Source organism: Rhizobium sp. No.120 (assembly GCF_054558365.1).
The window spans coordinates 1-19,722 of sequence record NZ_BAAJNQ010000017.1; the positions used below are offsets into that span (position 1 = coordinate 1).

A 19,722-nucleotide genomic window follows, 5' to 3' on the forward strand; every position below is an offset into this window, starting at 1 on the left:
GGCCTGGTCAGAAATGAGGGAAAGTTTTCCTCAAAGGCCCCAAAAATCTTGTCCAGATGGTCAAATTTTGCGTCGACTGCAAAATCCGAACACCTTCCCTCTATATACATCCTCTCCGGCTAGCGAAGCCCATCCCTTCGAACACTCGCACGGCACATCGGGTTGCCCGGCAAAACCATCGGCTCCAAGCCTTAGAAAAACCGAGATTTTCCATAGAGTTTCTGCTATGGTTCAGGCCAGATATAAGAGAAGGGAGGAAACAATGCATACAACAAGACCGGAAAGCATCATCGAAGTCAGCTTCGACAGCGCCAGTGGCCGCCGCGCACTCGGTATTATGAGCATGCGCCAGGCATTGGATCTGCCCGACCTACCGAGCTTTACTTATACGCATCCGGATCCGCAGAAAGCAGCAGCCGGTATCGTATTGAACCGGCAAGAGCTGCAGAGATTCCTGACCTGCCATTGAGCAGGCCGCTCCGCGCAGACAGGCGATCGCGCGCCAGCGCGATTGGCTGGCAGGCGCGCTTATTTTAAGCTGCTTTTCTTTCCATCATCGTCGGCGGCAACACGACAACGGCGCTCAATCCGCCCCCTTCGCGGTCTTCCAGACAGAGCGCGCCGCCATGCGCATCGAGGATCTGGCGGACGATCGCCAAGCCAAGCCCACTGCCTCCGAGATCACGATTGCGCGATTCCTCCAGCCGCACGAAGGGTTCGAGGACCTCCTTGCGTCGCTCTGCGGGAATACCCGGTCCACGATCACCGACGATGATGGCAGCCTGATCACCGCGGCGCTCGACGACAATATCGGCCTGGCCGCCATAGCGCAGCGCGTTGTCCATGAGATTATCGAGCACTCGCACGAGAGCGGTCTCCGTCATTGCGACGGCGATCGGCTGGCCGACGGGCGTGAAACCTACTAGGCCCTTGCCGTCCTGCCGCTCCGCGAGGTGACGTTGGATGGCGACGTCGAGATCGACAATGGTCTTGCCGTCCGAGACGACGGTGCTGCGGGCGAAGCCGAGCGCGTCCTCCACCAGCCGCTGCATGGCCTCGACATCGGCAATCGCCCGCTCGCGATGCGGCGTTTCCGGCATCATTTCCATGCGCAGTCGGAAACGGGTGAGATAGGTCCTCAGATCATGCGATATCGCTCCGAGTATCAGGGTACGATTATTGACGAGCGCAGCGATACGCAGCTGCATGGCGTTGATCGCCTTGATCAGCATGCGCAGCTCGCAGGCGCCTCTTTCCGGAATATGAACCGGCTGCAATCCGTTGCCGATCGAGTTGACGGTACGGGACAAGCGCGTCAGGGGCCGGGTTTCCCGCGCAACGGCGGCAATGGCGATGACGGCGACCAGTATGCCAAGGATACCGCCAATGAGGCCGATGGGAATACCGTTCAATCGCACGGTCGGCGTTTCGGGCAGGTTGAAGACGGCGACCTTGCCGCCGGCGACGCCGATCGACACTTCCACGATCCTGTCCGGCGCGCCGACGGAGAACCAGCCCTGCGGCTTTTCGGAAAGCGAGCGCATGTTGAAATAACGATTGCCGAGGGCGATCGCTGCAAATTCGCGGGCGAGCTTGTCGGCAAGCGTCAGATTGGACGTCTCCTCCCGACCCGGAGCCGGCGGATCGGCCAGGTGGATCGTCAGGCCGTTGGCATTCAGTGCCCGCACGGCTACCTGCTGCGCCTCCGGTGGAATAGCATCGAGAAGACGGATGGCGGTCTTCACCTGTTTGGCGGGCGATCGCTCCGGATTGAACGGCGTGTCCGGCTTCAGCTGTGCAGCCGCAAAGGCCGCAAGCTGAATGATGAAGAGCGCCACGGCGACGATCATGATGATGCGAGCGACCAGACCGAGTTTCAGCATGGTTCAGACATCCTTCACGTCCATTGTCAGAAGATAGCCGGCATTGCGCACAGTGGTGATGATCTGGGCGCCATCGGGCAGGCAATGGCCGAGCTTGGTGCGCAGACGGGAGACGGTAACATCGATCGTCCGGTCGAAAGGATCGGCGCCGCGGCCGCGCGTCCAGTCGAGCAATTGCTCGCGCGACAGCACGCGGCGCGGTCTTTCGAGGAAGCAGACCAGCAGATCGAATTCGGCAGTCGTCAGATGTATCGCCCGCTCGCCATCCATCTCGATCACCCGGCCATCGAGATCGACGATCAATCCGGCGAAGCTCTTGCGCCGCGATGGAATGCCACCATCCTCTTGCCGCTCCGGTCCGGAGCGGCGGAGAATGGCGCGGATTCGTGCCAGGAGCTCGCGCGGATTGAAAGGCTTGCCGAGATAATCATCTGCGCCCATTTCGAGGCCGAGAATGCGGTCGATATCTTCGGTCTTCGCCGTCAGCATCAGGATAGGTACCTTGCTGCGGGTGCGGATGCGCCGACAAGCGGAGAGACCATCTTCACCCGGCAGCATCAGATCGAGGATGATCAGATCGGGGAACCCCTTGGACAGGATGCGATCCATCGCGGCGGCGCTGTCGGCGGTCTGCACGGCAAAACCTTCCCGGCTCAGGAACTCCTCCAGGAGCGCTCTAATCTCGCGGTCGTCTTCGACCAGAAGCAGCGATGCGGAAACCATGGCTCTTCCATGCGGGGCGAGAGGCGGTTTTGGCAACAGGGAAACGACCGGCGTTACAAACTGTAACAAATTTCCCTTTTTTTGAAAAATGCCAGCAAAAGAAGCCATGCGGCTTCTCCGCAACCGGATCCCTCCGGAGCGAAAGGCGGCAGCTTCGTTGCCGCCTACCCAACCCCATCGCCCGCTCCGGCCCGCGACAGGGCTTGCATCCATGAAATGCGAGCCCTGTCTGCTTTTTTCAAACCGCAATCCTTTAGCCTCTTTTCGACAATGTGGGTTTGCGTCCTGTTATCTGCCGTGCGAAAGGATTGACCTTCACCGACGGCAATGTCGGTCACGGCAACATGCTCATGAGGCAGGACGGTTGAGCCAAAGGCAATCACCGCTGAGATCCGGCAAGGCAGCGCGGCGCACTCAGGAGCCGGAAGGCAAGCGCGTGACCTTGCCGCGGGCGCTTTCGAAGCTCGGCTATTGCTCGCGCACGCAGGCGGAAGCGCTGATCGTCGCGGGCCGCGTGACCGTCGACGGCCGCAAGATTTCCGATCCCGCCACCTGGGTCGATCTGGAGCATTCGAAATTCGCGGTCGACGGCGTGGAGATATCAGCCGAGAAGAAGCTCTATTTCATGCTGAACAAGCCGCGCGGTCTGGTGACGACGCGCGACGATCCAGAAGGACGGCCGACTGTTTATGATTGCCTGAGGGAGATCGATGCCCGCCATCTCGCGCCCGTCGGCCGCCTGGACAAGGCGAGCGAGGGATTGCTGCTCTTCACCAACGACACGGTCCTGGCGCAGGCCCTGCTCGATCCCGTCAGCCACGTCGGCAAGGCCTATCATGTGCAGGTCGATCGCATCATGGACCAGGAACAGCTGGCGCGCATGGAGCGCGGCATCGTCGACGAAGGTGAACTCTTGACCGCGAGCTCGGCCCGGCTGCTGCGTAGCGGCGACCGTAACAGCTGGATCGAAGTGGAGCTCAAGGAAGGGCGGAACCGCCAGATCCGGCGCATGCTGGAGGCGCTTGGCATCGAATGCCTGCGGCTGGTGCGCGTTGCCTTTGGCGATATCGTGCTCGGCGATCTGCGGAAAGGCGGCGTGCGGGCCTTGACCGAGACAGAAGTTCTAAGCTTGCACCGGCGCGCCGGAATGAAAGTCAATCGATAGAAGGCTGAGCGCGATGCAACCCCATAACTTCTGGCAGGAACTGCATGCGCCGGGCACCTTCGATCCGACGGAGGAGCGTGCGGATTTCCATGTGGCCGAGCTTCCGGACGGACGGCAATTGCGGCTGCCGATCCGTGTGCTCGCCGACGGCGAACACGCGCTGGCGTCGTTGATCGTCAATCAGGCAAGCTTCACCGTGCTGGATGCTCTCGCGGAGATGCTTGCGAAGCGAATGACAGCATATGATATCGATGTCGTCGCCGGATTGCCGACGCTGGGACTGACGCTGGGGGCCGCAGTGGCCCGCGCGCTGGGCCATACGCGCTACGTGCCGCTAGGAACATCGCGAAAGTTCTGGTATCGCGAGGAACTGTCGATCCCGCTTTCCTCCATCACCACGCCGAACCAGGAGAAGCGGCTTTATATCGACCCGCGCATGCTGCCGTTGCTGGAAGGAAAGCGCGTCGCGTTGATCGATGACGTGATCTCTAGCGGCGCCTCGATCGTTGCAGGACTTGCTCTTTTGACGTCTTGCGGCATTGAGCCTGTCGTGATCGGCGCGGCGATGCTGCAGTCCGAACGCTGGCGGGATGTTGTCGATCTGGGCGGCAAGCGCTGGAGCGAGAAAATCGTCGGCGTGTTTTCGACGCCCATCCTCGAGCGGAGCGAAAATGGCTGCTGGCATCGGCCAGGTTGAACGCCTTTTGCTCCGGCAACCCAACGAACAGAGCCGATTACCTATTATGATCTATGAAAACCGTTCCGATTTCGACAGCAATGCGTTAAGGGTCCGCTCAAGAAGCATCCGCCAGGCGGATGCATGAGCCTGTTGGTGGACGCCTTGCGAACTCTCTCCGAAGCCTATTTTCCGGAATTGCCCAACTACTATCGCGGCAAGGTGCGCGAGAATTACGATCTGCCCGACGGCAGCCGCATCATCATCAGCACCGACCGGTTGAGCGCGTTCGACCGCATTCTCACCTGCATTCCCTATAAAGGGCAGGTGCTGACGCAAACCGCCCGCTACTGGTTCGAACAGACACGCGACATCTGCCCTAACCACGTGATCGACTATCCCGACCCGAACGTCGTGGTCGGCAAGCGGCTGAATATCCTGCCTGTCGAGATCGTCGTTCGCGGCTATCTCGCCGGCACCACAGGGACCTCGATCCTGACGCTCTACAAGAAGGGTCAGCGCGAGATGTACGGCATCACGCTGCCTGACGGCATGCGCGACAACCAAATCCTGCCGCAGCCGATCATTACGCCGACGAGCAAGGAATTCGATGGCGGTCACGACGAGCCTCTGACGCCGAAGCAGATCGTTGAGGGCGGGCTTCTGACGCAGCAGCAATGGCAGACGCTGACGAATTATGCTTTCGCCTTGTTCGCGCGCGGACAGGACATCGCCCGCAAACGTGGTCTCATCCTCGTCGATACCAAATATGAGTTCGGGACCGACGAAAACGGCACCATCATTCTCGCCGACGAAATCCACACGCCCGATAGCAGCCGCTACTGGCTGGCCGACAGTTATCAGGAGCGCTTCGAAAAGGGCATGCGCCCGGAAAGTTTCGACAAGGACTTCGTGCGCGCCTGGGTGACGGAGCGCTGCGATCCCTACAAGGACGAGATTCCAGAGATTCCGAGCGAGCTCGTCGAGCAGACGTCCAAGGTCTATATCGGCGCCTTTGAGGCGATAACGGGCATGCCTTTCGTGCCTGACGATCGCGAAGCAACACCACGTGACCGGGTTCGCGCAAGCCTCGCCCGCTATTTCCCCTCAGAGACCGTCTGAACGGTCGTTTCGCTGAATTTACACACCGCAACTTCCCGTAAGTTGCGGTGACTATGAGGTTTTGCGCTTTTCGCACCCCCTGATTGCGGATGGGAGGGTATGTTTTTTGCAACACTTCAGATTTTTTTTACCGATAAGCTGATATTTCGCCCGATCCCACATATGTTCGCAGCCGAGAATTCGTAAAAGCCACTGTGCTATTGCAAAACTCATTGCTAGATTGACGCCGACCGCTTCGCGTCGTTGTTTGTGTTGCGTTAAGACTGGAGCGCCGGCATATGGGATCAATCCGATCCCGAAAAACACTGATCAGTAAATTGAATTGTGGGACAATGTGATGGTTTCCATTCGTACTGCCGCCCCCGCCCTGCTGCTTGTTTTGGCAGGTTGCGTCAGCGGCCCAGACCATAAGCCACCGGAAATGCCTCTCCCGGCCAAATTCTCGGAGGGTGGTACGAAGGCGAACGGCGATGTCGCCGGCTCGCAATGGTGGACCGCTTTCGGCGACGCCAAGCTGAATGCCTTCGCCGCACAGGGACTTGCCCAGAACTTGAACATCCAGCAATCGCTGGAACGCATCAACCAGGCGGAAGCTGCCGTCGTCACTGCAGGCGCAGGCGGTCTCCCGAGCCTCACCCTGTTGGGCGACAACACAACCAGCGGCCAAAAGGGTGGCTCGAGGGTTTCTTCGTCGTCTGGACGGCGCAACACCACGCAAGGCACCGCTTCGGCTTCCTGGCTGCTCGACCTCTGGGGTCAGTATCGCCGCGCCACGGAAAGCGCTAATGCCTCGCTCGATGCCGCCTATTCCAGCGTCGACGTTGCACGCCTGACCTATCTGCAGGATCTCGCGAACAGCTATGTCAATGCCCGCTATTACCAGCGGCTCATCTCCATCGCCCAGGAAAACCTGAAGTCGCGGCGCGATACTCTTTCGCTGACCAAGTTCCAGCTTGAAGCCGGCGCGGCTTCCCGCCTCGACGTGGTTCAGGCCGAGGGCCTCGTCAACCAGACGCTGGCGTTGGTACCTGGCTATGAGATTCAATACCGTCAGCAGGTGCATCACATCGCAACGCTGCTCAACGTTCCCTCCTCGACTATCATCGCGCAGATGCAGGGCGGCGGCAGGCAGCCGATCTTCCGCGGTAGCGTCCGCACAGGTGTTCCGGCCGACCTCATCCGCAACCGTCCTGATATTCGCGTTGCAGAGCGTCAGCTTGCATCCGCCACAGCCGAGATCGGCGTAGCAGAAGCCAAGCTCCTTCCGTCGATCACGCTTAGCGGCTCGATTTCGCCGACCTATATCCACACTTCGGCGGCGAGTGGCGGCTTGACCACCTGGTCCTTCGGCCCGTCGCTGAACCTGCCGATCTTCGATGGCGGCGCCCTGCGTGCCGGCGTCAAGAACGCTGAATCGGCGAGCCGCGAACAATACATCGTCTGGCAGCAGAAGGTTCGCTCCGCGATCGAAGAGGTCGAAAACGCCCTGTCCGCGGTCGCCCGCGACGCACAGACGGTCGCGGCGTTGCAGGCTCAGGTCAAATCCTATCAGGAAGCCCTTCAGCTCTCGACGGCAAGCTACAAGGACGGTGCATCTTCGCTGCTCGACGTTCTCGATGCCCAGCGCAACGTGACCGCTGCCCAGCAAAGCCTGGCGCAGGCCATTCAATCAAGCGCTCTCGATTATATCTCGTTGAACGTCAACATCGGCGCAGGCTATGTGCCGGCCGATAAGGCGATCGCGGCCGCTGGACCGACCAGAGCCAAGGCCGAAGCCATCAAGGTTGCGGCCAAGAAGGCGATGTAACCTATAGCTTGGGGGCCGTACCAGGGCCTTACCGCTTGAACTTGAAAACCGCCGCAGTATCTGCGGCGGTTTTCTTTTGAGCGCAAGGAGATGCGAAAATGAAAATGGCGCGCTCCGCTTCCGCGGGAACACGCCATCGCAAAAAACAAAAAAGGCCGGAATAACCCGGCCTTTCGCCATCCGCCTTCTCATCAGTGCCAGTACATCCGTGGTCAAAGGCAAGGGCGGAACTGCAGCCAGATTGATCATGAAAGGTCAACGAAGAGTTAACGCCACTTTCATGATTTCATGGGCGAAACGGCTCGCTTTCCAGCGCGCCAGCGCCCATCGGCTGCATGACTGAACCCTATATGTGGGGGCAAGGTGGCAATTTCAAGGCCGCTTTGTCGTTTCTGCCAGGACCTTCTAAAACAGCCCTGCAGCCTTCATCAAAAACCTTAACGCCTTTTCGGATTCGAACTGACGCGTTCAAGCTGTATTCATGCAAGTGCTTCTACAATACATGCAGAGATTGAGGAGGCGGCCGGGATTTCTATCAGATCCCGTACATGGAGAAGCCTTTATCTTGCCGAAGTCGGCAAGTCTTAGCAGAGAGAGCGCCGGGGTAGGCGTATGACAGCAAACAAGCGCCGGGGTGGCGAAGTGCGCAAAAGGGAGAGTGATTTATGAAATTCAAGGTTCTCGCGGCGAGTCTTCTGACGGCGCTCGTGGCACTGCCAGCCATCGCGGAAGCGGCGGCAGGCTTTGCGACGGCAAACGTCAATATGCGGTCTGGCCCAAGCACCGCCTATCCGGCTGTCACGATGATCCCCGTCGGTGCGCCCCTTCAGATCAATGGCTGCCTCAATGATACGCCGTGGTGCGATGTTTCCTTCTATGGCGGCCGCGGATGGGTTGCAGGCCGCTATATTCAGGCGACCTACCAATCGCGTCGCATCTATGTCGACCGGCAATACTACCGGCCACTCGGTATTCCGACGGTGGTGTTCAATTTCGACGACTATTGGGGTCGCTATTACCGCGGCCGCGACTTCTACCGCGATCGCGATCGCTGGCGCCGCGGCCCCGGCTGGGTCGATCGGCGGCCCGACAGCGGCTGGGATCGCAATTCTCCAGGCTGGGATAATGAACCCGATCGCAATTGGGACCGCCGCCCAGATCGCAACCGCGATTGGGATCGCGGATCGGACTGGAATGACGGACAGGATCGCAGCTGGGATCGCCGGCCTGATCGTGATCGTAACCGCGACTGGGACAGACAACGCGACGGCAATCGCGACTGGGGCAGACAGCGCCCGGATGACAATCGGGACTGGGGTAACCGGCCAGACCGCCAGCGCGACAGCAACCGTCCGGACAGTAATCGCCCGGACAACCGCCCCCGCCCGGAACCGCAGCAGGCTCAACCGCAACCACAGCCGCAGAACAATCCGCGGCCAAATGCAAGCGAGCCGGGACCTTATAGCCCTAACCACAGGGATCCATGCCCCGCGTCGGAGCCCAATTGCCGGATGTCCGTGAGAGGCTCGAACCGCTGACCGCCAGGACTCGACCGCCTAAAAGCTAAAAGGCCGGCGACTTTGAAAGTCGTCAGCCTTTTTGTGACGTGCATCGCCTCCGAGAAGAATGCGTTCACCGCCATGCGGGAGCCTCACTCAGGAGATGCTTTCATGGAAGAGTACCTGTCCAACACTCTCGACGTCTACCGCGTTTTGCCGGTTCGCAAGGTTTGGCCGTTTAATCCGCAATCCTGGGCACCGTGCTTCAATGCATTTTCAGGTGCGCTTCCCGCGTCGCCGAAATGAACATCTCGCGCGCCTCTTCGGCCGACTTACGACCGTCTATGGCAGCCCGACAAAGGCTTCTTGCCGCCACATAGAGGGGACCACGGCGGTCAGGCCATAGATTGGCCATGCAGTTGAGGGCCTCGGAAGGGCCCGTCACGACCTGGAACGAATCCTGAGCAAAACCGATCTCAATCGGATTGCTCCATTTGATGTGTCGCATGAACACTCCTCCTCACGCGCTACCAATTGCTTGGAACCATCAATTAAGACGGCCACGTGACGATACTATAACCTTGATCAGATCATTCGAAAATATGGAAGATTGCCTGTTTTGCGTGAAGTATTGCCGCAGCCTCATCCGACACGAGTGCAAGTACGATAGTATCGCCAATTTGTAGGAGAACATCGGCTGTTGCGATACCTCAAGCCACCGGGGATCTACTTTTCTCGTGCAATCCGCCTTGCCTCATCCGGCGAGAAGCCGGCACGGCGCGCAAGCCGCTCAAGGCCGAATATCCGATCGATCCGATCCACCAGCCACAGTTCGAAACGTTTCCACATTGGCATAGCCTCCTCTGCTGCGATCTGTTTGCCGCAGCAGCCCACGATGGATATCGCGCCCCGCCAACCACCATTTTATTTCAACGAAATTGCGGCGGCCGCTGCGCGTTGGAGAGCAATTCCTGCTTCGTTGCGAAGTCGCCAAACAGCTTTTTCAGCCGGGCTTCCTCCTCCTTGCAAATCCGATGGCGCCGTACGAAATCTTCGACGCTCCAGACCTCGCGCAATTTGCTCTCTTCAACTTCCTCTATCTTCAGCAATGAAGTCATGTGCTCACCCTCTTTGTTTTATGAGAGGATAATGCTCAGGGTAGCAAAAAGTTCCTTACGTATCCCCCGCCGGTTTCAGGGCGGGTTCGCCGCCATTGCAGATTGGAATGTTCTTAATCCCTCCTTAAATCGCCGCATTTACAGTGCAGGCGGGATTTGATGTCTTCAGGAAAAGCGCGCGAACCAAGGCAGGTTGCTTTACCTCGATCGCCCATTGGCTCAAAGAGCGCTACCGCCGCTGCGATCAGCCTGATAGAAGATCTGAAACAAACTGGGCACCGAGGTACGACCGGCCGGCAATGGCAGATAAGAAAAAATCACGCCAGAGGATAGAACCATCCTTCTCCAGCGGCCGGGAACGCATCGATGACGGATTCAATGCAGGCGAACGCATCGTCGGCGGCAGGCAGTCTGCGAAGAAATATTACCGGGAGCCCGACGAAGAAGAGGACGATGACGACGAGGAAGAACCCGTGGTCGAAAAGCCTCGCCGAACTCGCGCCCGTAGCCGCCGCAAACCTGCGCGCCGTGCGCGGCCGCGCCGCGGCTTCTTCGGTTTCATCCGTTCGACGATCTATTGGGGCCTCGTACTGTGCCTCTGGGCCGGCATCGGCCTTGCAGGCCTCGTCGCCTATTATGGCTCTCGCATGCCGAGCGCCAGCACCTGGTCCATTCCCGAACGACCGCCGAACGTCAAGATCAACGATCTCGGCGGAACCCTGATCGCCAATCGCGGCACCACTGGGGGCGAAGCCGTATCGCTCAGCGAGATGTCGCCCTTTATTCCCGAGGCGATCGTCGCGATCGAGGATCGGCGATTCTACTCGCATTTCGGCTTCGACCCGATCGGCCTTGCCCGCGCCATGGTAACGAACGTGGTGACCGGACACGCCGTCCAGGGCGGCTCGACGCTGACGCAGCAGCTCGCCAAGAACCTGTTCCTGTCACCGGACCGCACATTGGAGCGCAAGGTGCAGGAAGTGCTGCTGGCGTTGTGGCTGGAGCACAAGTACACCAAGGATCAGATCCTGACGATGTATCTGAACCGCGTCTATTTCGGTTCCAACGCCTATGGCGTCGAGGCCGCCTCGCGGCGCTATTTCAATAAATCGGCCAAGGACGTCAATCTCGGCGAAGCCGCCATGCTGGCCGGTCTCGTCAAGGCTCCCTCTCGGCTATCGCCCGCCCGCGATCCCGCCGCCGCCGAGGCCCGCGCGCAGCTGGTGTTGCAGGCGATGCACGATCAGGGCTTCATCAGCGAATCTGACATCAAGACGGCGATGTCGCAGCCGCCGACCCGATCGAAGAGCTATTGGAGCGGCGCCGAGAATTACGTCGCCGACATGGTCATGGACCAGCTACCGAAGCTGATCGGCGGCGATGTCAAGGAAGACCTCATCGTCGACACCACGCTCGACATGTCGCTCGAAGAAAAGGCCGAGAAGGCGCTGAGCGACGTGCTCGAAAAGGAAGGCAAGAAGCTCAACGCCTCGCAGGCCTCGCTCGTCTCCGTCGATGCGACGGGTGCGGTCCGCGCGCTTGTCGGCGGCCGCGACTACGCGCAGAGCCAGTTCAACCGTGCCGTGACGGCAAAGCGTCAGCCAGGCTCCGCCTTCAAGCCTTTCGTCTATACCGCCGCGCTCGAGATGGGCCTGACGCCCAATTCGATCCGCAACGACATGCCGGTCAAGATCGGCAATTGGGCACCCGAGAATTACGAGCAGCGCTACAGTGGACCGGTGACGCTTGCCACCGCCATTGCGAAATCGCTGAACACGGTTGCCGCCCAGCTCGTGGCCGAAGTCGGGCCGGATCAGGTCATCAAGGTCGCCCGCAGGCTCGGCATCGAATCGGATCTGCAGGCCAATGCCTCGATCGCGCTCGGCACCTCCGAAGTGTCGCTGCTGGAGCTCACCTCCGCATACGCCACTTTCATGAACGGCGGCTACAAAGTGGCCCCGCATGTCATCACCAAGGTGACGACCGCCTCTGGCAAAGTGCTCTACCAGACCAATACAGACAATCCTGAGCGCGTCTTGAACCCGGATATCGTCACCAACATGAACGCCATGATGGCCGGCGTCATCGCCAATGGAACGGGCAAGACAGCGCGCATTCCCGGCTGGCAAGCGGCCGGCAAGTCGGGCACGACGCAATCTTTCCGTGACGCGCTGTTCGTCGGCTTCACAAGCCACCTGACCACAGGCGTCTGGTTCGGCAATGACGATGGCAAGTCGATGCGCAAGGTAACCGGCGGCGGCCTGCCAGCGAAGGCATGGAAGGAATTCATGGTTGCCGCCCACAAGGGCATCACGCCGACGCCGATCTTCGGCGGCGGCCAGATCATCGACAACGGCCTGCCGATGGCGCAGGCCGGGCAGAATGGCGACCAGCCGACCACCATCGGCAACATCATCTCCGGCGTCGCCGATGGCGGACAGCCGGTCCAGCAGCCAACCTTGCAGCAAAGACCGTCGCAACAGCCGATCCAGCCGCAGGTTGTCAACCAGGCCTCGGCAAACGACGAACCGCTGGACCTGCCGCCCGCAAATCTTGCCGACGACAGCAACCCCTACAGCTCCAATCCCTATGACAGCGATATACCGCCCGCCGATGTCGGCGACAGCGGCGCTCCGGTCGCCACCGCGCGGCCCCACCGCTCGTCGCTACTCGACGTCATCCTCGGTCGTTAAAATCGCGATTTTGCATCTACAGCGCCGCGCGCCGCACATCGCGGAGTGGGGCCGCTGCAGCACTTTAGATCTGCCACGTAATTTTATTCCTGAATCGATCCCGATTTAAGGAATTATGCAGTAGACGCTTGCATGGCCGCGGCAAGGCTGCTCTGATACGCGGTCGCGTCAAATCCTGAGGTCCTCGGCGCATATGGGACCATATGGAATTTGAGCGACAAACCATTTGTTTTGCTGGATTTCGGGCTATTTCCTGCCTTGCAGTCAGTAAAACCGCTACTTATATACGCGGCATCACCGCAGTCATGGCTGCGCAATCCTCAAGACCATCCCGTAAGGGGCTGTCAATGGAATGCCTGACAGGGGTTCCGATAGCTTGCTTCAAGGAGAGAATGACATGGCAAAAGTAATTGGTATCGACCTTGGAACGACAAATTCCTGCGTCGCCGTCATGGACGGTAAGGACGCAAAAGTGATCGAAAATGCCGAAGGCGCCCGGACCACCCCCTCCATGGTTGCCTTCACCGACGATGGTGAACGTCTCGTCGGCCAGCCGGCCAAGCGCCAGGCTGTCACCAACCCCACAAACACCCTCTTCGCTGTCAAGCGCCTCATCGGCCGCCGCTACGAAGATCCGACCGTCGAGAAGGACAAGCATCTTGTTCCCTTCAACATCGTTCGGGGCGACAATGGCGACGCCTGGGTAGAAGCCAACGGCAAGGGCTATTCGCCCGCACAGATTTCCGCAATGATCCTTCAGAAGATGAAGGAAACCGCCGAATCCTATCTCGGCGAAAAGGTCGACAAGGCCGTTATCACCGTTCCCGCATACTTCAACGACGCTCAGCGCCAGGCAACCAAGGATGCCGGCAAGATCGCCGGTCTCGAAGTCCTGCGCATCATCAACGAGCCAACCGCTGCCGCGCTCGCCTATGGCCTCGACAAGAAGGACGGCAAGACCATCGCCGTTTACGACCTTGGCGGCGGCACCTTCGATATCTCCATCCTCGAAATCGGTGATGGTGTCTTTGAAGTGAAGTCGACCAATGGCGACACCTTCCTTGGCGGTGAAGATTTCGACATGCGTCTCGTCGAATACCTCGTTGCCGAGTTCAAGAAGGACAACGGCATCGACCTCAAGGGTGACAAGCTCGCTCTGCAGCGCCTCAAGGAAGCTGCCGAAAAGGCCAAGATCGAATTGTCTTCTTCGCAGCAGACCGAAATCAACCTGCCCTTCATCACGGCAGACGCCACCGGCCCGAAGCACCTGACGTTGAAGCTGACCCGCGCCAAGCTAGAAAGCCTGGTCGACGATCTCGTCCAGCGCACCATCGCTCCGTGCAAGGCAGCACTCAAGGATGCCGGCGTCACTGCCGCTGAAATCGATGAAGTCGTTCTCGTCGGCGGCATGAGCCGCATGCCGAAGGTACAGGAAGTCGTGAAGCAGCTGTTCGGCAAGGAGCCGCACAAGGGCGTCAACCCGGATGAAGTCGTCGCGCTCGGCGCTGCCATCCAGGCCGGCGTTCTGCAGGGCGACGTCAAGGACGTTCTGCTCCTCGACGTGACCCCGCTGTCTCTCGGCATCGAAACGCTGGGCGGCGTCTTCACCCGTCTGATCGAGCGTAACACGACGATCCCGACGAAGAAGTCGCAGACCTTCTCGACCGCCGACGACAACCAGTCAGCCGTGACCATCCGCGTTTCGCAGGGCGAGCGCGAAATGGCCGCCGACAACAAGCTGCTCGGCCAGTTCGACCTCGTCGGCCTGCCGCCGGCTCCGCGTGGCGTTCCGCAGATCGAAGTCACCTTCGACATTGACGCCAACGGCATCGTTCAGGTTTCGGCCAAGGACAAGGGTACCGGCAAGGAACAGCAGATCCGCATCCAGGCTTCCGGCGGTCTTTCCGACGCTGACATCGAGAAGATGGTCAAGGATGCCGAAGCCCATGCTGCGGAAGACAAGAAGCGCCGCGAAGGTGTCGAAGCCAAGAACCAGGCCGAGAGCCTGATCCACTCCAGCGAGAAGTCGCTGAAGGATTATGGCGACAAGGTCACGGAAGCCGATCGCACCGCGATCTCCGATGCGATTGCAGCGCTCAAGGCGGCAACCGAAGCTTCCGAGCCGGATGCCGAAGACATCAAGGCCAAGACCCAGACGCTGATGGAAGTTTCCATGAAGCTCGGCCAGGCGATCTATGAGTCGCAGCAGGCGGAAGCCGGTTCCGGTGATGCCTCGGCAGCAGGCGGCAAGGACGATGTCGTCGATGCCGACTACGAGGAAATCAAGGACGAAGGCGACCACAAGCGGTCTGCATAAGCGCGAACCGAAAGGTTCTCGAGGAACTTTGATCCGGCTGCCTTCGGGCAGCCGGAAATCCATTTCCGGGGTCGAATGCTGAATGGCAAAAGCGGATTTTTACGAGACATTGGGCGTCTCCAGGACGGCGGACGAGAAAGAGCTGAAAAGCGCCTTTCGTAAGCTGGCAATGCAATATCATCCGGACAAGAATCCGGACGACAGCAACGCCGAGCGGAAGTTCAAGGAAATCAACGAAGCCTACGAAACGCTCAAGGACCCGCAGAAACGCGCAGCCTATGACCGCTATGGCCATGCTGCTTTCGAGCATGGCGGCATGGGCGGCGGTGGCGGCTTTGGAGCCGGTTTCGGCGGCGGTGGTTTCTCCGATATTTTCGAGGATATTTTCGGCGAGATGATGGGTGGCGGGCGCTCCCGCGGACGCTCTTCCGGCGGTCGCGAGCGCGGTGCTGATCTTCGCTACAATATGGAAATCTCGCTGGAGGAAGCCTTCAGCGGCAAGACGGCGCAGATTCGCGTCCCAACTTCGATCACCTGCGACGTCTGTTCGGGCTCGGGCGCCAAGCCCGGCACGCAGCCGAAGACCTGCGGTACCTGTCAGGGTTCCGGCCGCGTCCGCGCCGCGCAGGGCTTCTTCTCCGTCGAACGCACCTGCCCGACCTGCCATGGCCGCGGCCAGATCATTCCCGACCCCTGCACCAAGTGTCATGGCCAGGGCCGCGTGACCGAGGAGCGTTCGCTCTCCGTCAACATCCCGGCCGGCATTGAAGACGGCACGCGCATTCGTCTGCAAGGCGAAGGCGAAGCGGGTCTTCGCGGCGGCCCCTCGGGCGACCTCTACATCTTCCTCTCCGTCAAGCCGCATGAGTTCTTCCAGCGGGATGGCGCCGACCTATATTGCGCCGTGCCGATCTCGATGACGACGGCGGCACTCGGCGGTACCTTCGATGTGGCGACGCTCGATGGCACGAAATCGCGCGTCAGCGTTCCCGAGGGAACCCAGGTCGGCAAGCAGTTCCGTCTGAAGGGCAAAGGCATGCCCGTGCTGCGCTCCAGCCAGGTCGGCGATCTCTACATCCAGATCCAGATCGAGACCCCGCAGAAGCTGACCAAGCGCCAGCGCGAGCTGCTGCAGGAGTTCGAACAGATCTCCTCGAAGGACAACAATCCCGAATCGACGGGCTTCTTCGCCCGCATGAAGGATTTCTTCGATACGTTCAGCGACTGATTCGCGAATCAGAAGTGTTTCACATGAATCCGGCCGATGATTCGGCCGGATTTTTTATTGGCATACGCGAATCAGCCCCAGGTCAGGGGATCGAGCCGGAGATAGAAGGTGAGACGTTCGCGATCTGGCTCTGCTATTTCCAGGGTTTCGAACAGAATCGAAAAGGCTCGTTCTCCTTGTTCGGGCGTCATCCAGCTCTCCCCGGCATTGGCAATCATCAGCGAGAGATCGACATAGCGATCCGCCGTCCCTGCCCGGCCGAGATCGATCAGGCCCGTGCATTGCAGGCTATGCGGGTCGACCATGAAGTTCGGCATGCAGGCATCGCCATGACAAAGCACTCTATTGGTGGCCTCCTGATCGAGCCGCAGCGGCAGGTCGCGCTTAACGCGATCAAGCAGTTCGCGGGCCGGCCTATCCTGATCCTCCGGCGGCAGGAAATCCCGGTTCACGGCATCGCGTGAGACCACATCCGCCGCCTTCGCGAACATCACAGACAGCCTGCGATCAAACGGGAATTGATTCGGCGGCAGCTCATGAAGAGCTTGCAGCTGCCGCGCCATTGATGGCCAGGCCTTCAGCAGCGCATCTCCGTCCAGCTCGGCTGCCGGTACGCCGGGAATAGCAGTCATGATCAGGCACGCGCCCTCCTCCGCCTCCCGCCAATCAATGACCTCAGGCACGGCAATGCCCTTGCCTTGCAGCCAAAGCAATCGGTCGCGCTCGCCGGCAAGATCGGTCGATCGGGCCGACGCAGCTATTTTTGCATAGGCTTGGCCGTCTTCCCGCCGATAGACAAGATCGCCCGATTCGCCGGTCTTTATGCGCGTCCAACCGACAAGCGTATGCGCGAGCAATGTCTTTGCAAATTCCAATTGACGGCCCCTCCATCCAAAACTTTCCCGAGCAACGCGATATAGGGAGCGTAGTCTGTGAGTGCCAGAGCCCGATTCCAGCCGTTACGCTTTGTCGAGAACGAAGAAAAGCGGCAAAAACCTTGCACTCCTGCAGGGTTCGGCATACCCCTCGCCCATCGACTAGGAATCTCAAGAACCGATGCCGAACAAGGTTTCCATTTCGCGCCTGAAGCTGACCGACTTCCGCAACTATGCGGCGGCAGCGCTGGCGCTTGACGAGCGGCATGTGGTGCTGACCGGCGATAACGGCGCGGGCAAGACCAACCTCATGGAAGCGGTCTCGCTGCTTTCGCCCGGCCGAGGCCTGCGCCGCGCCGCATATGCCGATGTCACCCGGGTCAATGCCCCAGGCGGATTTTCTATCTTTGCCGAGCTCGAAGGCATGGATGGCAGCGTTGAAATCGGTACCGGCATCGACACGGTGGACGAATCGACCGCCCGCCGGCTGCGAATCAACGGCACGCCGGCCAAGACGGTCGACGAGCTGACCGAGCATTTGCGCGTTCTATGGCTGACGCCGGCGATGGACGGCCTCTTTACCGGCGGCTCCTCGGAGCGTCGTCGCTTCCTGGATCGGCTGGTGCTGTCGCTCGATCCCGCCCATGGCCGCCGTGCCAGCGACTTCGAGCGTGCCATGCGCAGCCGCAATAAGCTTTTATCCGAAAACCGGTTCGATCCATCCTGGCTTAGCGGCATTGAGGAGCAAATGGCAAGCCTCGGCATTGCCATGGCGATCGCGCGGCAGGAAATGCTCGGCCTTCTCTCGCGGCTGATCGCCGAAACGCGCGAGGCGACGCCGTTCCCCTCCGCGGCGCTGGAGCTTTCCGGCTTCCTCGACGGACAGTTCGACCGCCCGGCCGTCGACCTGGAAGATGCCTATGCCGATATGCTGCGCGAGGGGCGTTACCGCGACGCCGCTGCCGGCCGCACGCTGGACGGGCCGCACCGTGTCGATCTTCTCGTACGGCATCGCGAAAAGGACATGGAAGCAGAACGCTGCTCCACCGGTGAGCAGAAAGCCTTGCTCGTCGGGCTTATCCTTGCGCATGCACGGCTCGTCGGCAATCTCACGGGCTATGCGCCGATCCTACTGCTCGACGAAATCGCGGCGCATCTCGACAAGGGTCGGCGTGCGGCCCTCTTCGATCTCATCGACGGGCTCGGCGGCCAGGCCTTCATGACCGGCACGGACAAATCCATGTTCTCGGCCCTTGGCGAACGGGCGCAATTCTTTACCGTGGCGCATGGCGGCATTACGGAATCCTAGCGCCTCCCTGGCCGCGATTGTGTTAGACTTCTGCCCATGGATCCTTTGAGCTCAGACGAAATCGGCCGCTATCACCGTCATATCCTCCTGCCGGAGGTCGGCGGGGCCGGCCAGCAAAAATTGAAAGCGGCCCGCGTGCTTGTTATCGGCGCCGGCGGCCTTGGTGCGCCGGTGCTGCAATATCTCGCTGCCGCCGGCGTTGGCACGCTTGGCATTGCCGATGATGACCGCGTTTCGCTGTCCAACCTGCAGCGGCAGGTCATTCACGATACGGGCACGATCGGCGAACTGAAAACCCAGAGCGCGGCAGACGCCATCGCGCGGCTGAACCCGCATGTGCGGGTCATCCGTTTCGAGGAGCGGTTCAGCCTCGATACCGCAGCGCGGCATCTAGCCGGTTTCGATCTCGTCATCGACGGTTCCGACAATTTCGATACGCGCTATGCGGCTGCCGATGCGACTGAAGCAGCGCATTTGCCGCTGGTGACCGGCGCCGTCGGCCGATTCGATGGGTCCGTGACTACGCTGAAGCCTTACGAAAGCGATGCGGACGGTAACCTCAATCCGCGCTATCGCGATCTCTTCCCGGCACCACCGCCGGAAGGTCTCATCCCGAGTTGCGCGGAGGCGGGCATCATCGGCGCCCTAACCGGCGTCATCGGCACGCTGATGGCGATGGAAGCGATCAAGCTGATCACAGGCATCGGCGAGCCGCTGATCGGCCGCCTGCTGCTTTATGACGGGCTTTCCTCGCGCTTCGAAACGGTGCGCTATCGCCGCAAACGTGCCCAGGTTGCTGCCGAATGAGCGAAACCACACTTCAGCGCCTCGATGACGGATTCGACCGCTGGGATGCCTTGCTGGACCTTATCCTGACGTCCTTTGCCTATATGAACGGACGCATCGATCCGCCCTCCTCGGCGTTAGCGCTGGCATCCGAAACGTTGAAAGCGAAGGCACTTTGCGAGATCGCTTATGTGGCGCTCGATGGCGAACAGTTGGTCGGCTGCATTTTCTGCCGGCCGGAGGCAGAGAGCCTTTATGTCGGCAAGCTCGCTGTGCTGCCGGCGGCACAGAGTAATGGTATCGGCAGGCGACTGCTGGGCCTGGCCGAGACAACGGCCCAAGAGCTTGGCCTGAGGGCGTTGCGGCTGGAAACGCGGATCGAGCTCACCGACAATCACGCTACCTTCGCGGCATGGGGTTTTCAGAAGACGGCCGAAAATCGTCAGACCGGGTTCGATCGGACGACATCGATCGAGATGCGCAAGGCGATTGCCTAGTGCATCCTCAGCCGGTGGATGGAG

18 protein-coding genes are annotated in these 19,722 nt (G+C 60.2%); 12 read left to right on the forward strand and 6 right to left on the reverse strand.

The features are described from left to right. Positions 1–262 precede the first annotated feature (262 nt). Entirely contained in the window at positions 263–469 is a 207-nt protein-coding gene (locus tag ACYJRZ_RS28310) for a hypothetical protein (protein ID WP_112338926.1), read from the forward strand. A gap of 64 nt (positions 470–533) precedes the next feature. Here ACYJRZ_RS28310 and ACYJRZ_RS28315 read toward each other — a convergent pair whose 3' ends face one another. Both ACYJRZ_RS28315 and ACYJRZ_RS28320 read right to left on the reverse strand, forming a co-directional pair. Further along, positions 534–1,883: an ATP-binding protein gene (locus ACYJRZ_RS28315; RefSeq protein WP_459464329.1), complete on the reverse strand. Its 1,350-nt coding sequence runs from the start codon at positions 1,881–1,883 to the stop codon at positions 534–536. A gap of 3 nt (positions 1,884–1,886) precedes the next feature. Further along, positions 1,887–2,606: a response regulator gene (locus tag ACYJRZ_RS28320; RefSeq protein ID WP_459464331.1), complete on the reverse strand. Its 720-nt coding sequence runs from the start codon at positions 2,604–2,606 to the stop codon at positions 1,887–1,889. Positions 2,607–2,970: 364 nt separating this feature from the next. Between ACYJRZ_RS28320 and ACYJRZ_RS28325 the strand changes: the two genes are divergently transcribed. The 5 genes from ACYJRZ_RS28325 to ACYJRZ_RS28345 all read left to right on the forward strand — a co-directional run bounded on the left by ACYJRZ_RS28325 (position 2,971) and on the right by ACYJRZ_RS28345 (position 8,914). After that, positions 2,971–3,771, forward strand: a complete 801-nt coding sequence (locus tag ACYJRZ_RS28325) for a pseudouridine synthase (protein ID WP_459464333.1) — start codon at positions 2,971–2,973, stop codon at positions 3,769–3,771. 13 nt (positions 3,772–3,784) lie between these two features. Further along, positions 3,785–4,468 carry a phosphoribosyltransferase gene (locus ACYJRZ_RS28330; RefSeq protein WP_459464335.1) on the forward strand — a complete coding sequence of 228 codons (684 nt, stop codon included), beginning with the start codon at positions 3,785–3,787 and terminating at the stop codon, positions 4,466–4,468. Between the two features lie 144 nt (positions 4,469–4,612). Continuing rightward, positions 4,613–5,569 carry a phosphoribosylaminoimidazolesuccinocarboxamide synthase gene (locus tag ACYJRZ_RS28335; protein ID WP_459464482.1) on the forward strand — a complete coding sequence of 319 codons (957 nt, stop codon included), beginning with the start codon at positions 4,613–4,615 and terminating at the stop codon, positions 5,567–5,569. A 337-nt stretch (positions 5,570–5,906) separates the two neighbouring features. Continuing rightward, positions 5,907–7,376, forward strand: coding sequence for an efflux transporter outer membrane subunit (locus ACYJRZ_RS28340; RefSeq protein WP_459464337.1), 1,470 nt, complete (start codon positions 5,907–5,909; stop codon positions 7,374–7,376). A 665-nt stretch (positions 7,377–8,041) separates the two neighbouring features. Further along, entirely contained in the window at positions 8,042–8,914 is an 873-nt protein-coding gene (locus tag ACYJRZ_RS28345) for an SH3 domain-containing protein (protein WP_459464339.1), read from the forward strand. Between the two features lie 226 nt (positions 8,915–9,140). Here the strand turns inward: ACYJRZ_RS28345 and ACYJRZ_RS28350 are convergent, their stop codons facing one another. From ACYJRZ_RS28350 to ACYJRZ_RS28360, 3 genes are all read right to left on the reverse strand, one after another. Continuing rightward, positions 9,141–9,383, reverse strand: coding sequence for a DUF982 domain-containing protein (locus ACYJRZ_RS28350; RefSeq protein WP_459464341.1), 243 nt, complete (start codon positions 9,381–9,383; stop codon positions 9,141–9,143). Positions 9,384–9,601: 218 nt separating this feature from the next. Continuing rightward, positions 9,602–9,724, reverse strand: a complete 123-nt coding sequence (locus ACYJRZ_RS28355; protein ID WP_459464343.1) for a hypothetical protein — start codon at positions 9,722–9,724, stop codon at positions 9,602–9,604. 80 nt (positions 9,725–9,804) lie between these two features. Further along, the gene (locus ACYJRZ_RS28360) at positions 9,805–9,993 is read right to left on the reverse strand and encodes a hypothetical protein (RefSeq protein WP_459464345.1); all 189 of its coding nucleotides are present in this window, start codon (positions 9,991–9,993) and stop codon (positions 9,805–9,807) included. Between the two features lie 299 nt (positions 9,994–10,292). Here ACYJRZ_RS28360 and ACYJRZ_RS28365 point away from each other — a divergent pair, with 299 nt between their 5' ends. The 3 genes from ACYJRZ_RS28365 (at position 10,293) to dnaJ (ending at position 16,231) form a co-directional block, all read left to right on the forward strand. Further along, a complete protein-coding gene (locus ACYJRZ_RS28365) occupies positions 10,293–12,686 on the forward strand; it encodes a transglycosylase domain-containing protein (protein ID WP_459464347.1) in 2,394 nt (797 codons plus the stop codon). A gap of 397 nt (positions 12,687–13,083) precedes the next feature. Further along, positions 13,084–15,003 (forward strand): molecular chaperone DnaK, encoded by a 1,920-nt coding sequence (gene dnaK / locus ACYJRZ_RS28370; protein WP_459464349.1) that lies wholly within the window; start codon positions 13,084–13,086, stop codon positions 15,001–15,003. Between the two features lie 82 nt (positions 15,004–15,085). Continuing rightward, the gene (dnaJ, locus tag ACYJRZ_RS28375) at positions 15,086–16,231 is read left to right on the forward strand and encodes a molecular chaperone DnaJ (protein ID WP_459464351.1); all 1,146 of its coding nucleotides are present in this window, start codon (positions 15,086–15,088) and stop codon (positions 16,229–16,231) included. A gap of 71 nt (positions 16,232–16,302) precedes the next feature. On the opposite strand, the gene ACYJRZ_RS28380 is transcribed toward dnaJ, so the two are convergent. Next, on the reverse strand, positions 16,303–17,106 hold the full coding sequence (locus ACYJRZ_RS28380) for an APH(3'') family aminoglycoside O-phosphotransferase (protein ID WP_459464353.1): 804 nt from the start codon (positions 17,104–17,106) through the stop codon (positions 16,303–16,305). A gap of 181 nt (positions 17,107–17,287) precedes the next feature. Between ACYJRZ_RS28380 and recF the strand changes: the two genes are divergently transcribed. The 3 genes from recF to ACYJRZ_RS28395 are packed head-to-tail and all read left to right on the forward strand — an operon-like array spanning position 17,288 to position 19,698. Continuing rightward, positions 17,288–18,415 carry a DNA replication/repair protein RecF gene (gene recF, locus ACYJRZ_RS28385; RefSeq protein ID WP_459464354.1) on the forward strand — a complete coding sequence of 376 codons (1,128 nt, stop codon included), beginning with the start codon at positions 17,288–17,290 and terminating at the stop codon, positions 18,413–18,415. 36 nt (positions 18,416–18,451) lie between these two features. Then, the gene (locus ACYJRZ_RS28390; protein WP_459464356.1) at positions 18,452–19,222 is read left to right on the forward strand and encodes a molybdopterin-synthase adenylyltransferase MoeB; all 771 of its coding nucleotides are present in this window, start codon (positions 18,452–18,454) and stop codon (positions 19,220–19,222) included. Beyond that, positions 19,219–19,698: a GNAT family N-acetyltransferase gene (locus ACYJRZ_RS28395; protein ID WP_459464358.1), complete on the forward strand. Its 480-nt coding sequence runs from the start codon at positions 19,219–19,221 to the stop codon at positions 19,696–19,698. The genes ACYJRZ_RS28390 and ACYJRZ_RS28395 overlap by 4 nt, the downstream gene beginning before the upstream one ends. Positions 19,699–19,722: the final 24 nt, after the last annotated feature.